Annotated in this window: 18 protein-coding genes and 1 tRNA gene; 16 read left to right on the forward strand and 3 right to left on the reverse strand. The window is 65.5% G+C overall.

The genetic code is table 11. The features are described from left to right. Positions 1–702, reverse strand: coding sequence for a winged helix-turn-helix transcriptional regulator (locus U0023_RS08900; protein WP_009490802.1), 702 nt, complete (start codon positions 700–702; stop codon positions 1–3). Between the two features lie 63 nt (positions 703–765). Between U0023_RS08900 and U0023_RS08905 the strand changes: the two genes are divergently transcribed. From U0023_RS08905 to U0023_RS08935, 7 genes are all read left to right on the forward strand, one after another. Then, positions 766–1197: a VOC family protein gene (locus U0023_RS08905; RefSeq protein WP_009490803.1), complete on the forward strand. Its 432-nt coding sequence runs from the start codon at positions 766–768 to the stop codon at positions 1195–1197. Between the two features lie 29 nt (positions 1198–1226). Then, positions 1227–1706 (forward strand): SRPBCC family protein, encoded by a 480-nt coding sequence (locus U0023_RS08910; RefSeq protein WP_009490804.1) that lies wholly within the window; start codon positions 1227–1229, stop codon positions 1704–1706. A gap of 21 nt (positions 1707–1727) precedes the next feature. After that, complete coding sequence (locus U0023_RS08915) at positions 1728–2213, forward strand: VOC family protein (protein ID WP_009490805.1); 486 nt, start codon at positions 1728–1730, stop codon at positions 2211–2213. Positions 2214–2312: 99 nt separating this feature from the next. Then, positions 2313–2777, forward strand: a complete 465-nt coding sequence (locus tag U0023_RS08920; protein WP_009490806.1) for a membrane protein — start codon at positions 2313–2315, stop codon at positions 2775–2777. After that, entirely contained in the window at positions 2774–4153 is a 1380-nt protein-coding gene (locus U0023_RS08925) for an FAD-containing oxidoreductase (RefSeq protein WP_009490807.1), read from the forward strand. The genes U0023_RS08920 and U0023_RS08925 overlap by 4 nt, the downstream gene beginning before the upstream one ends. Positions 4154–4291: 138 nt before the next feature. Next, the gene (locus tag U0023_RS08930; RefSeq protein WP_009490808.1) at positions 4292–4507 is read left to right on the forward strand and encodes a hypothetical protein; all 216 of its coding nucleotides are present in this window, start codon (positions 4292–4294) and stop codon (positions 4505–4507) included. Between the two features lie 125 nt (positions 4508–4632). Then, the gene (locus U0023_RS08935; protein WP_009490809.1) at positions 4633–5031 is read left to right on the forward strand and encodes a VOC family protein; all 399 of its coding nucleotides are present in this window, start codon (positions 4633–4635) and stop codon (positions 5029–5031) included. Positions 5032–5034: 3 nt separating this feature from the next. Here U0023_RS08935 and U0023_RS08940 read toward each other — a convergent pair whose 3' ends face one another. Continuing rightward, on the reverse strand, positions 5035–5991 hold the full coding sequence (locus tag U0023_RS08940; RefSeq protein WP_009490810.1) for a PLP-dependent cysteine synthase family protein: 957 nt from the start codon (positions 5989–5991) through the stop codon (positions 5035–5037). A gap of 103 nt (positions 5992–6094) precedes the next feature. On the opposite strand from U0023_RS08940, the gene U0023_RS08945 reads away from it, so the two are divergent. From U0023_RS08945 to leuC, 3 genes are all read left to right on the forward strand, one after another. Beyond that, the gene (locus U0023_RS08945) at positions 6095–6766 is read left to right on the forward strand and encodes a winged helix-turn-helix transcriptional regulator (RefSeq protein ID WP_009490811.1); all 672 of its coding nucleotides are present in this window, start codon (positions 6095–6097) and stop codon (positions 6764–6766) included. A gap of 132 nt (positions 6767–6898) precedes the next feature. Next, the gene (gene rplS, locus U0023_RS08950; RefSeq protein WP_009490812.1) at positions 6899–7282 is read left to right on the forward strand and encodes a 50S ribosomal protein L19; all 384 of its coding nucleotides are present in this window, start codon (positions 6899–6901) and stop codon (positions 7280–7282) included. 230 nt (positions 7283–7512) lie between these two features. Next, positions 7513–8919, forward strand: a complete 1407-nt coding sequence (gene leuC, locus U0023_RS08955; protein WP_009490813.1) for a 3-isopropylmalate dehydratase large subunit — start codon at positions 7513–7515, stop codon at positions 8917–8919. 71 nt (positions 8920–8990) lie between these two features. Here leuC and U0023_RS08960 read toward each other — a convergent pair whose 3' ends face one another. Continuing rightward, on the reverse strand, positions 8991–9305 hold the full coding sequence (locus tag U0023_RS08960) for a hypothetical protein (protein ID WP_009490814.1): 315 nt from the start codon (positions 9303–9305) through the stop codon (positions 8991–8993). A 124-nt stretch (positions 9306–9429) separates the two neighbouring features. Between U0023_RS08960 and U0023_RS08965 the strand changes: the two genes are divergently transcribed. From U0023_RS08965 to U0023_RS08990, 6 genes are all read left to right on the forward strand, one after another. Beyond that, positions 9430–9696 (forward strand): hypothetical protein, encoded by a 267-nt coding sequence (locus U0023_RS08965; RefSeq protein WP_009490815.1) that lies wholly within the window; start codon positions 9430–9432, stop codon positions 9694–9696. A gap of 4 nt (positions 9697–9700) precedes the next feature. Next, positions 9701–10108 (forward strand): metallopeptidase family protein, encoded by a 408-nt coding sequence (locus U0023_RS08970; protein ID WP_009490816.1) that lies wholly within the window; start codon positions 9701–9703, stop codon positions 10106–10108. A 141-nt stretch (positions 10109–10249) separates the two neighbouring features. Continuing rightward, the gene (gene leuD / locus U0023_RS08975; RefSeq protein WP_009490817.1) at positions 10250–10852 is read left to right on the forward strand and encodes a 3-isopropylmalate dehydratase small subunit; all 603 of its coding nucleotides are present in this window, start codon (positions 10250–10252) and stop codon (positions 10850–10852) included. Positions 10853–10926: 74 nt separating this feature from the next. Next, the gene (locus U0023_RS08980; protein ID WP_009490818.1) at positions 10927–11298 is read left to right on the forward strand and encodes a cupin domain-containing protein; all 372 of its coding nucleotides are present in this window, start codon (positions 10927–10929) and stop codon (positions 11296–11298) included. Between the two features lie 402 nt (positions 11299–11700). Continuing rightward, positions 11701–11785: transfer RNA gene (locus tag U0023_RS08985), tRNA-Asn, on the forward strand. A 126-nt stretch (positions 11786–11911) separates the two neighbouring features. Then, positions 11912–13102 (forward strand): lytic murein transglycosylase, encoded by a 1191-nt coding sequence (locus U0023_RS08990; RefSeq protein ID WP_009490819.1) that lies wholly within the window; start codon positions 11912–11914, stop codon positions 13100–13102. Positions 13103–13113 lie beyond the last annotated feature (11 nt).

A 13113-nucleotide genomic window follows, 5' to 3' on the forward strand; every position in this document is an offset into this window, starting at 1 on the left:
TTACACGGGCTTCGGCGCCTTCGACGGGAGCGGGAACAGGCTCATGAAGCGAAGCGCGAGGGCGCGGTCGCCCTCGACCTGCAGAACGCCCGCCTGTTCCAGCGTGTCCAGGGGCTGGCCGCCATAGATCGCGCCGGCGAGCACCGGCGGGGGACCCGCCAAGGTCACATCCACCGAGTCGAGCGGTGCGCGGGTGATCCCGATCCGTCCGTCCGCGACCTGGGCAACGAAGGTGTCCTCGCCGATGCGGAAGCCGATTCGCGCATCGAGACCCTCGGCACGCTTCGCGTCGAACATCGTCCTCATGGACAGCACCAGGGAGGCGGTGCTGAACGGCAGGGTCGGATCGTGCGACGGGGAGCGGGCGGCCCAGCGGCCCATGGCCTGGAAGATCGGCTCGCTTTCGTAGCCCCATTCCGTCAGCTCGTAGACCTGCGTGGCGGCTGGCGGGGGCAGCTTGCGCCGCACCAGGATTCCTGCGGCTTCGAGTCCTTCGAGGCGCTGCGTCAGAACATTGGCACTGATTCCGGGCAGGCTCTCGCGCAGGTCGCTGAAGCGCTTCGGCCCCAGCATGAGCTCGCGCATCACCAGAAGGGCCCAGCGCTCGCCGACGAGATCGAGCGCGTGAGCGGTCGCGCAGGCGTCCTCGTAATGACGCTTGGAGCGGCCTTCCGATTTATCAGTTATTTTTTCTAACTTCATAGTTGCTATTTATAACTAAACGTGGAATCACTGTCAAACCACAAGCCAAGAGGGAGCGGCCCCATGTCCAAACTGATCTTCGTGAACCTGCCCGTCAGCGACCTGTCCAAGTCCATCGCCTTCTACGAGGCCCTGGGGGCGGTGAAGAACGAGCAGTTCACCGACCACACGGCCGCCTGCATGGTCTTCTCCGAGACCATCCATGCGATGCTGCTGACGCACGACAAGTTCCGCCAGTTCACACCGAAAAAGATCGCCGATGCCAAGGACAGCACCGAGGTGCTGATCTGCCTGTCCGCCGATAGCCGCGACGAGGTCGACGCGACCCTTGCCAAGGCCGCGGCCGCAGGAGGCACGGTCGATCCCGGCCCGAAGCAGGATTACGGCTTCATGTATGGCCGCAGCTTCGAGGATCCCGACGGGCATATCTGGGAAGTGATGTGGATGGATCTCGCGGCCGCCAAGGAGGCCATGAGCGCACCCGCCGTGGCCTAGGCTCACACAGTTCAAGGGGAGAGAAGACGATGCCCGACCAGAATGCCGCCGCGCATGAACTCTCGATCACGCGTCTGATCGATGCCTCGCCCGAGGCCGTCTACAAGGTCTGGACCGAACGCGCCGCCGATTGGTGGGCACCACGCCCCTACACGACGCCGGTGGTCGATTGGGACCTTCGCCCCGGCGGGCGCGCCTATACGATGATGCGCTCGCCCGACGGCACCGACATGCCCCACGAGGGTGTGTTCCTGGAAGTCGTGCCCGACCGCAAGATCGTCGTGACCGACGCCTTCGGGCCGGACTGGATTCCGCAGAACGCCTTCATGCTCGCCGTCTTCACCTTCGAGCCGGAAGGCTCCGGCACCCGCTACACGGCCCGCGTGCGGCACTGGAGCGATGAGGCCATGAAGCAGCACGAGCAGATGGGCTTCCACCAAGGCTGGAGCATCGTGGCGGGCCAGCTGGCCGAGCTGGCGGAAGGCCGGCCCGTGGCCTCCGCGGCCTGATTCATCGAGGGGAGGAACAGAATGTCCAAGATCAAGCCGTGCCTCTGGTTCGACGGGAAGGCCGAGGAAGCCGCACGATTCTATGTCTCGCTCCTGCCGGATTCGCGCATCGACGCCCTTGTGCCCTACAGCGTCGAGACGCCCGGCGGAAAGCCTGGCGACGTGATGGTCGTGGAGTTCACGCTCGCCGGCGAGAGCTACATGGCCCTCAACGGCGGTCCGTACTTCCAGTTCACGCCGGCGATCTCGCTGGCCGTGACCTGCGCCGATCAGGCCGAGATCGACCGCCTGTGGGATGCCCTGTCCGATAGCGGCTCGACGCAGCAATGCGGCTGGCTCACGGATCGTTACGGCGTCTCCTGGCAGGTCGTGCCCGCCGCCCTCGACGCCATGATGAAGGACAAGGACCCCGCAAAGGTCCGCCGGGTCATGGAAGCGGTGCTCACGATGGTCAAGCTCGATGTCCGTGCGCTCGAGAACGCCTATCGCGGCTCGGCGGCGGCATAACGCGCCGCCTGTGCGGGCGGCAGGCTGCATCGGCCGCCCGCACAGGATTGAAAAAGTCACCCCGGCCATGCAAGCTCAGGCAGGCAGCAGGGGAAAGCGATGGTCGTCTATGTCTTGGCGCTCCTGATCGGAGTGATTGCGGGCCTGCGTGCGATGACCGCTCCGGCGGCGGTCAGCTGGGCGGCCTTTCTCGGCCTCATCGATCTCGAAGGAACCTGGCTCGCCTTCCTGGGCTATCGCTTCACGCCCTGGATCATGACGGTTCTCGCCATCGGCGAGCTGATCGGCGATCAGCTTCCCACGACGCCCAGCCGCAAGACGCCGCTTCCCTTCGCAGCCCGGATCATCATCGGCGGGCTGTGCGGCGGCGCGATCGCCGTGCAGGGCGGCTCCTTCCTCGGGGGGCTCGTCGCCGGAGCCCTGGGCGGGATCATCGGGACGCTCGGCGGAGCGGAAGGACGGGCGCGCCTCGCCGCCGCCTTCGGCAAGGATCGCCCCGCCGCCTTGATCGAGGATGCCATTGCCATTGTGGGAGCGGTCTTGATCGTGGGAGCGGTGCCATGACGAAAGACTTCGATGCCATCGTGGTCGGGGCCGGACAGGCGGGGCCTTCGCTCGCCGGGCGGCTGACGGCGGCGGGGATGAAGGTCGCCATCGTCGAGCGCAAGCTCTTCGGCGGAACCTGCGTCAACACCGGCTGCATGCCGACGAAGACCCTCGTGGCGAGCGCCTATGCGGCGCATCTGGCGCGCCGGGGGGCGGATCTCGGCTTTTCCATCGCAAGCCCCGTCGCGGTCGACATGAAGCGGATCAAGGCCCGGGCCGAGACCGTCTCGACCCATGCGCGCACCAATGTCGAGACCTGGCTGCGCGGCATGGATGGCCTGACGGTGCTCGAAGGTCATGCCCGCTTCGAGGGGCCGGACACGATCCACGTCGGCGAGGAGCGTCTGAAAGCGCCGCGGATCTTTCTCAACGTGGGCGGCCGTGCAAGCATCCCCGCCATGCCGGGCGTCGACACGGTGCCCTATCTCACCAACACGTCGATCCTCCGGCTCGATACCCTTCCCCGTCATCTCGTCGTGGTCGGCGGCAGCTATATCGGGCTCGAATTCGCCCAGATGTATCGCCGCTTCGGCGCGCAGGTGACCGTGGTCGAGAAAGGGCCGCGCCTGATCGCCCGCGAGGACGAGGACGTGTCGGAGACCATTCGCGACATCCTGACCGCCGAGGGAATCACGGTTCGCACCGATGCCACCTGCATCGGATTCAAGCCCCACGAGGACGGCGTGGCGGTCGACGTGGATTGCACCTCCGGCGATCCGTTCGTGGTCGGCTCGCATGTGCTGCTCGCCGTCGGGCGCCGCCCCAACACCGACGATCTCGGCCTCGACAAGGCCGGAATCGCCGTCGATGCACGGGGCATGATCGAGGTCGACGATTTCCTCGCCACCAACGTCCCGGGCATCTGGGCCCTCGGCGACTGCAACGGCCGCGGCGCCTTCACGCACACGGCCTACAACGATTACGAGATCGTGGCGGCCAACCTTCTCGACGGTGCATCGCGGCGCGTGAGCGACCGGCTTCTCGGCTACGCGCTCTACATCGATCCGCCGCTCGGCCGCGTTGGCATGACGGAAACGGAGGCGCGCAAATCGGGCCGCAAGCTTCTCGTCTCCAAGCGCCCGATGACGCGGGTCGGGCGGGCCATCGAGAAGGGCGAAACGATGGGCTTCATGAAGATCGTCGCCGATGCCGAGACCCGGAGAATCCTTGGTGCGGCCATTCTCGGGACCGGCGGCGACGAGGCGATCCACGGCATCCTCGACATGATGAATGCCCGTGCGGACTACACCACCCTGCAATGGGCGGTGCCGATCCATCCGACGGTCTCCGAACTGATCCCCACGGTCCTCGGCGACCTGAAACCTGCGGTTTGAAGGCGGTCGCCCATCTCGGTCCCGGGCTGCTCGGTCGCATTACCTCGGGCGCATTACGGAATTGTAATTCTCCCGCAATGCAGCGCACAAACGGCCACGCCTAACCTGATCCTCGTCGGTTCGGACGGAGGAGCATCCATGACTGCGAATCAGGAGCTCGATGGGCAAGGGAAAACCAAGCTGTCGCCCTTCGATCTGAAACAGATCAGGGATGCCGTCAGTCAATTGCGCGCGGCAAGCCCGAAAAGCGCCCTGGCCGATCTGGTCGAGGAAAAGATCCGGGCGCTCGAGAACGAGGATCCCACCTATACCCTGGAGGAACGTCATTCGCCCCGCTGGCGGATCTTCGGTTAGAGAGCGGAGCCTGCGGCCCAGGACGGCGGACCATCGGGGATCCCGCCTCAAGGGCCATGACCTTAAACCCGGCCGTAACCGATTCTGGAATATCGTAGGATGGGCCACCCGGAGGAGCAGCGTCGATGGTGCAGGGTTTCGAGCATGTGGGCATGACCAGCAGCGATCTCGACAGGACCATCGGGTTCTATAGCGGTCTGCTGGGTCTCAAGGAGATCCTGGTCAAGCGCACGGGCGAGGGCGGCCGCATCGCGTTTCTCGAAACCGGCGGGGTCATGCTCGAAATCGTCGAGCCGGCCGCATCGGTCCAGGTTCCGGCCCGCGAGGTTCCCGTCACCGAAGCCGGCATCCGCCACATCACCTTCCGGGTCGACGACGTCGAGGCGATCTACGAAAGGCTTCGTTCCGCCGGCGTGGAATTCACCGTGCCGCCGCGCAAGGCCGCGAATGCCGAACTGATCCGCAAGGTGGCGTTCTGCAAGGACCCGGACGGCATCGTGGTCGAGTTCCTGGAACGGGTCTGATCATCACGCGGGCAAGCTTTTTGCCGCGAGCCTCGCTCCGAAGGTCTTCAGGTATTTCATGCCCGTGTCGCACATCACCGTGACGATCGTGGCATCGGGCCCCAGCCTGTCGGCGAGGCGCAAGGCCGCGACCACGTTCGCGCCCGTCGACGTGCCGGCGAACAGGCCTTCCTCGCGGGCGAGCCGGAACGCCATCGCGGTGGCCTCTTCGGTCGACACGCGCTCGATGTCGTCGGCGATGCTGTCGTGCCAGAGCGGCACCACGTAGCCGGCGCCGATGCCGTCGATCTTGTGAGCGCCCGATGGGCCTCCCGACAGGACGGGGGATTCCGCCGGCTCGACGGCGACGATCCGCACCGATTCGCGGTGCCGCCGCAGCCGCTCGGCGATGCCGCGCAGGGAGGCGGCCGTGCCGACGCTCTGCACGAAGGCGTCGATACGGCCCTCCGTCTGCCGTAAAATCTCGTCGGCCATCCGGTGATAGGCGGCGATCTGATCCCGGTTCTTCATCTGGTCGGTCCCGAACGAGCCCTTCGCCTCGGCGATGACGCGGGCCTCTTCGATCATGTCCTTCGTCAGCTTCTCGGTCATGCGTCCGCCGTCGCTGGGCACGATATGCAGCGTCGCGCCCAGAAGCGCCATGTGATCGCGCTTCTCCTGGGCGAAGGCATCCGAGGTCACGATGTCGAGCGGGTATCCCTTCACGGCGCAGACCAGCGCCAGGGACACCCCGGTGCTGCCGCCGGTATACTCGACCACCGCGCCGCCCGGCGCGAGGCGCCCATCCGCCTCCGCCGCCTCGATCATGGCGAGCGCCATTCGGTCCTTCATGCTGCCGGTGGGATTCTGGTTCTCCAGCTTCAGCAGGATGCGGGCGCCGTTGGTCGGGCGGATGTTGCGCAGGCCGATGAGGGAGGTGTTGCCGATATGGTCGAGGATGGTGGGGGAATGATGTGTCATGAGCTCTTGTCCGGGAACGCCGCCTTGTAGGCCGAGGCAGGACGCCTGTCAGGTCCAGAATCCGGACTTCTGCCGAGCCGACGATCATGCTAGCCCATGGCCCATGGCAGATTACGGTCAGTTCTGTTCCGTGGCCCGCGCCCATGAGGCGATCGGTGGGCGCTGGACTCTCCTCGTGGTGCGGGAGTTGCTGTGCGGCAGCCGGCGCTTCAACGACATCCGCCGCGGCATCCCGCGCATTTCCCGCACCATGCTCTCGGAGCGCCTGCAGGAGCTGGTCCACGTGGGAGTGGTCACGCGCATCGAGGGCGGCCATGGGCCCGAATATGCGCTGACGGAAGCGGGCCGGGAGCTGATGGGTATTGTCGGCGCTCTCGGGACCTGGGGGCAGCGCTGGCTCCCGCGCCGGGCCGAGGCCGAGGATCTCGACCTCGAGCCCATTCTCGTCGACATGGAGCGGCGCGTTCGGACCGAGGTCTTGCCGGACGAACCCATGGTCATCCGCTTCGAAATTGAAGGTCAGCGCCAGCCGCGCTTCCTGCTCATGAAAGTGGCCGACGTCGCGCTCTGCGGCCGCAACCCGGGCTTTCCCGAGCCGCTCCGCGTGCGCGGCCCTCTCCCTGCCCTGGCTGCCTGGTGGCGGGGCGACGTGAGCTTTGCCGAGGCTCAGCGGAGGGGGCTGAACGTGGAAGGCCCCAAGGCGCTCGCCCAGGCCTTTCCGGACTGGTTCGAGCGCTACATGTTCGCCGAAGTCCCGCCTGCCGCCGGAACCTGAGGGGGCGACCTCGTGAAAGGCTCGACAACCCTGCCAATCTCCTGTATAGGCGCGGCCTCAACTTAAAACAGGACGCCGAAATCCCGCGGGTTTTGAGATCGCTCAGGGCCACGCAACGGCAGGAGTACAACGATGAACCTCATTCAGCAGCTCGAGCAGGAGCAGATTGCCAAGCTCGCCAAGACCATTCCCGACTTCCAGCCCGGCGATACCGTCATCGTCAACGTGAAGGTGAAGGAAGGCGAGCGTACCCGCGTTCAGGCCTACGAGGGCGTCTGCATCGCCCGTTCCGGCGGCGGCCTCCACGAGAGCTTCACGGTTCGTAAGATCTCCTACGGCGAAGGCGTCGAGCGCGTGTTCCCGCTCTACTCGCCGCTCGTCGATTCCATCAAGGTCGTGCGCCGTGGCGCCGTCCGCCGCGCCAAGCTGTACTACCTGCGCGACCGTCGCGGCAAGTCGGCCCGTATCGCCGAGCGCACCGAGAAGAAGACCGAGGCCCCGGCTGCCGCCGAGTAAGGCCCGTCTCATCGGCAGAATTCACGAAGGCGCGGCTCGAAACCGCGCCTTTTTGCTGAGCGGTCCTTGAGGACCGCACCAGGCCCAAGCGCGACAAAAATATAATTGCGCGCCGATTGCCTTCTGCTATGCGATCGTTTCAAGGCCGTGTGCGCTCAGGACATCTTCCCGTTCGCGCGATAGGCCGCTAAACACGCCAGACCACCATTTTCGACCGTTGGAAGAGACCTATGGCCAAGCCCCGCACCCTCTATGACAAGATCTGGGACGACCACGTCGTCGATCAGCAGGATGACGGGACTTGCCTTCTCTATATCGACCGTCACCTCGTCCATGAAGTGACCAGCCCCCAGGCCTTCGAGGGCCTGCGCATGACCGGCCGCAAGGTGCGCCAGCCGCAGAAGACCCTGGCCGTGGTCGATCACAACGTGCCGACCTCCGACCGCTCGCACGGCATCGAGGATCCCGAGGCCGCGACCCAGGTCGCCGCTCTCGCCCAGAACGCCAAGGAATTCGGCGTCGAGTACTACAACGAGCTCGACACCCGCCAGGGCATCGTCCACGTGGTGGGGCCCGAGCAGGGCTTTACGCTGCCGGGGATGACCATCGTGTGCGGCGACAGCCACACCTCGACCCATGGCGCCTTCGGGTCGCTCGCCCACGGCATCGGCACCTCTGAGGTCGAGCACGTGCTCGCCACCCAGACGCTGATCCAGAAGAAGGCCAAGAACATGCGCGTGACCGTGGATGGGCAGCTGCCCCCCGGCGTCACGGCGAAAGACATCATCCTGGCCATCATCGGCGAGATCGGCACCGCCGGCGGCACCGGCCACGTGATCGAATATGCGGGCGAGGCCATCCGGTCCCTGTCGATGGAAGGCCGCATGACGATCTGCAACATGTCGATCGAGGGCGGAGCCCGCGCCGGCATGGTGGCCCCCGACGAGAAGACCTATGCCTACCTGAAGGACCGCCCGAAGGCCCCGAAGGGCGAGGCCTGGGACGCGGCCGTGCGGTACTGGGACAGCCTCCGGACGGACGAAGGCGCCTTCTTCGACACCGAAATCCGTCTCGATGCCGCCAATCTGCCGCCCATCGTCACCTGGGGCACGTCGCCTGAGGACGTGGTGTCGGTTGCCGGCGTGGTGCCGAACCCGGACGACATCCAGGACGAGAACAAGCGCCGCTCCAAGTGGCGGGCGCTGGAATATATGGGCCTCACGCCGGGCACGAAGATCACCGACATCGTCCTCGACCGCGTCTTCATCGGCTCCTGCACCAATGGCCGCATCGAGGACCTGCGGGCCGTCGCCAAGGTGGTCGAAGGCAAGCGCGTGGCAGAGAGCGTGAACGCCATGATCGTGCCGGGCTCCGGCATCGTGAAGATGCAGGCCGAGGCCGAGGGGCTGGACAAGATCTTCAAGGCAGCCGGCTTCGACTGGCGCGAGCCCGGTTGCTCCATGTGCCTCGCCATGAACGCCGACCGCCTTGCGCCTCACGAGCGCTGCGCTTCCACGTCGAACCGCAACTTCGAGGGCCGTCAGGGCTTCAAGGGCCGGACCCATCTCGTGTCGCCCGCCATGGCGGCGGCGGCGGCGATCGCCGGCCGGTTCGTGGACATCCGCACCTTCGGCTGACTTAATCCGGCACCAAACGAAAAGGCCGCGACTCGCCCGAGCCGCGGCCTTTTCCATGGGATACCAAACGCTTAGTCGATGTAGCCCCGGCGGCCGGCTACGACCTGGCGGCAGCGCTCGACCGGACGGCGGACGACCACGCCGTTCGGGCGGACGCGCTCTTCCATGACCGTGCGGCAGACGGTGCGGGACCGGACGGGACGCACCACGCGGCGCTCGACGACGCGCCCGCGATAGCCGTCGCGATAATCGTGACCGTAATGCCGTTCCTGCGCCACGCGGACGCCCGACGGACCGATCCGGACATCGACACCCTGTGCCGACGCCGCACCGGCACCGAGAACCACCAGCCCGGCCGCAGCCAGGATACCAAACACCTTACGCATTGTTGCCTCGTGAACAGTTGACAGTTCGGGCCTGTTAACGGCCAAGCGTGCGAGACGTTCCGTTGCGAAGAGCCAATTCAATCGCCATGGTAAAGCAACGGTAAGGGAGCTGGAGGAGGGATTCATGAGCGACCAGGACCGGGAAGCCCGCGAGGCTCGCGAGGCGCTGGAGCGGGTCCAGAGGGATACGGACACCCTTGGCTCCTCGGCGCTCGCCCGCATGGGACGGCGCGCCGGCGAGCATTTCGGCGCCAAGGATGCCATCGGGGCGGGCGAGGACGGCGGCACCGACCCGATCGAGCTCTGGGGCCGCCGTATCGGGCGGGCTCTATCCCTGGTGGGCGTGGTGATTCTCGCCTTGTGGCTTCTCGTTCAGCTGAGGATCCTCTGACCCCATGACCGCCCTCGCCGATCTGCAAGCCCCCACCCTCGACGACCTCGAAATCCTGGCGCGGGACGCCTATGCCCGCCTGCCGGAGGAGTTCCGCCGGCTTTGCGAGGGCGTCGTGATCCGGGTCGAAGATTTTCCCGACGACGAGACCCAGCGGGAGATGGGCTGCGAGACGCCTTTCGACCTCCTCGGCCTCTTCCGCGGCATCGGCTTGGCGCAGGGCGGGGCCATGATGCAGACGGGCCAGTTCCCCAACATGGTCTGGCTCTACCGCCGTCCGATCCTCGATTACTGGGCCGAGAACGAGGAGAGCCTGGGCCACCTCGTCACCCATGTGCTGGTGCACGAGATCGGCCACCATTTCGGACTCTCCGACGACGACATGGAAGCCATCGAGGCGGCGGTTTCCTAAGGCTTATAAAATTGCGCCAAATGCCCGGTCGGCGACAATTCTTTGCGCGCCGCGACCATCGTTGACCTAGCCGTCCTTGAAACCCTTTGGTATGAGGCATCGGACAGCGGCCCGGCTGCCGCCTTCAGGGATATGAGGACCATGGACAAGTTCACCGTGCTGGAAAGCGTCGCGGCGCCGCTGCGGATCATCAATATCGACACCGATATGATCATCCCCAAGCAGTACCTGAAGACGATCAAGCGCACCGGGCTCGGAACGGGTCTCTTCTCGGAGATGCGCTATCGCGAGGACGGTTCGGAGAACCCGGATTTCGTGCTCAACCAGCCGGCCTATCGCAATGCCCAGATCCTGGTGGCGGGCGACAATTTCGGCTGCGGCTCCTCCCGCGAACATGCCCCCTGGGCGCTGCTCGATTTCGGCATCCGCTGCGTGATCTCCACCAGCTTCGCGGACATCTTCTACAACAACTGCTTCCAGAACGGCATTCTGCCGATCAAGGTCTCGCCGGAGGACCTGGAGAAGCTCTTCGACGATGCCGAGCGCGGCGCCAACGCGACCCTGACCATCGACCTGGAGAACCAGGAGATCCGCGGTCCCGACGGCGGTACGGTCAAGTTCGACATCGACCCGTTCAAGAAGCACTGCATGCTCAACGGCCTCGACGGCATCGGCCTGACCATGGAGAAGGGCACCGCCATCGACCGCTTCGAGCAGAAGCTCTCCGAGCGCGCCTGGGCTTAAATCGTCCGGGAATCGTTCCCGGCCGCATGTGAGCCGGGAATGACGCTGAGAAGCCGGTTAGGGACGGATGACCCATGGCAGACGGAAAGCCACACATTCTCGATCGCCGCGACTGGGCCTCGCATCCCACGCTCTGGAAGGGGCGGGTCGAAGGCCAGACCCTCGGCACCGGCGCCACCGTTCTGTTCTATGTGGCCGAGGACGTGGGCGTCGGACCGAAATGGCACGTCCATCCCTACGATGAGATCTTCATCATCCGCGAGGGCCGGGCTCTCTTCACGGTCGGCAACGAACGCTTCGAATGCGAGGCCGGTCAGATCGTGTTCGGACCGGCGGGCGTCCCGCACAAATTCGTCAATCTCGGACCCGGCCGCCTCGAAACCACCGACATCCACGTCAGCGACCGCTGGATCCAGACGGATTTGCCCGATCCCGAGCTTGATTGATCCGACAGCGATGCGTGCATCGGAGAGTGCCGTCAGGCCCTCCCGCGTCATCAGCGGCCTTGTGTCGGCCAAGCCGGAAAGGGCGGCGCCGTCGCCTGCTTCCAGCCGAAACTCTTCGAGCGGGCTCGGGCTTGAAGTCTGTCTTGGCGAAAGCCACGAATCGTAGCCTGCCATCATCCGTCGTTCTCACGCCCCTTAGGCGTTAATTCTCCAGGGAAGCCGCCAGTCGAGACTGTGCTGAAGAGCTATGCTTTGGGGTAATTCTCAATAGCTAAAGCCTGAATATTGCCTTCCGGGAGAGATCGGTACTAGCTTTTAAGCAAGCTGATCGTCCGAAAAGCGTGAATACATCGTCACTGTTCAGTCTAGGTCGATCGCTCATCAAAAATGTACTGACTAAGTTCCCAGATGGCGAAATTGGAAGACGCAGCGTGCTGTTGACGCGCCGCCGCAAGGCGTGGGGGTTCGAGGCCCTCTCTGGGAGCCAATCCATTCCTCAGCTTCACCGATCATGTTGCCGTCGCGATGACGTGAAGGTGGCGAGGGGACCGGTGCAATCGCCTTCCGGCCCCGTTTCCATAAGATTAACCAAATTGCCTGCAAGGTCGCGGGCATGAAACGCATCATTGTTCCCGCGCTCCTCGGTCTTGCCTCAGTGACGATGGCCGCCCCGGCTTCGGCCCAGGCGAATTTCAACTCGTGCCTGTCCAGCCTGCGCTCGCAGGCGGCCGCCAAGGGTATTTCCGGCCAAGCCTTCGATGTCGCGACTCGCGGCGTCACGCCGGATCTGACGATCCTCGACCTCATGAACAATCAGCCCGAGTTCAAGACGCCGATCTGGGACTACCTCTCCGCGCTCGTCGACGAGGAGCGGGTGCAGGACGGCCGCGCCGCCATGCGCCAATGGGGCCAAGCGCTCGCCTCCGCCGAGGCGCGCTTCGGCGTGGACCGCCATGCCATCGCGGGCGTGTGGGGCGTCGAATCCAATTTCGGCAAGGATATCGGCGGGCGTTCGCTGATCCAGTCCCTGACGACCCTCGTCTGCTATGCGCCGCGCCGCAACGAGTATTTCAAGGGCGAGCTGATGGCCACCCTGAAGATCGTGCAGGACGGGGACATCAACCCAGCCAACCTGCGCGGCTCCTGGGCCGGCGCCTTCGGCCATACCCAGTTCATGCCCTCGACTTTCCAGCGCCTCGCCGTCGACGGCGACGGGGACGGGCGTCGCGACATCATGAATTCTGTCCCCGACGCGGTTCACTCGACGGCGAACTTCCTCAAGAAGGCCGGCTGGGTGAACGGCCTGCCATGGGGCTACGAGGTGAGACTGCCGCAGAACTTCAATGCGAGCCTCGCCGGGCGCAAGAACAAGAAGCCGCTCGCCACCTGGGCCGCCATGGGCGTGCGCCGCGTCGACGGCCGTCCCCTGTCGGGCAATTACGCGGCCGGCATCATCATCCCGGCCGGCGTCAACGGCCCGGCCTTCCTCGTCACCAAGAACTTCGATGCGGTCTATTCCTACAACGCGGCGGAGTCCTACGGCCTCGCCATCGCTCTGCTGGGGGATCGCCTGAAGGGCCTGCCGGGCATCCAGACCGCATGGCCGACCGACGATCCGCCCCTGTCGCGCGCTCAGCGCCGCGAATTGCAGCAGCTCCTGACCGCCCGCGGCTACGACGTGGGCGAGCCGGACGGCAAGATCGGCGCCAAGACCCGCGAGGCCATCAAGGACGTGGAGCGCCGTATCGGCCTCGAGCCCCGCGGCCGGCCCGGCGGCAAGGTGCTGGAGGCGCTCCGGGGCTAGGACCCGGTACG

It is taken from the genome of Microvirga lotononidis (assembly GCF_034627025.1).
Classification (GTDB): domain Bacteria; phylum Pseudomonadota; class Alphaproteobacteria; order Rhizobiales; family Beijerinckiaceae; genus Microvirga; species Microvirga lotononidis.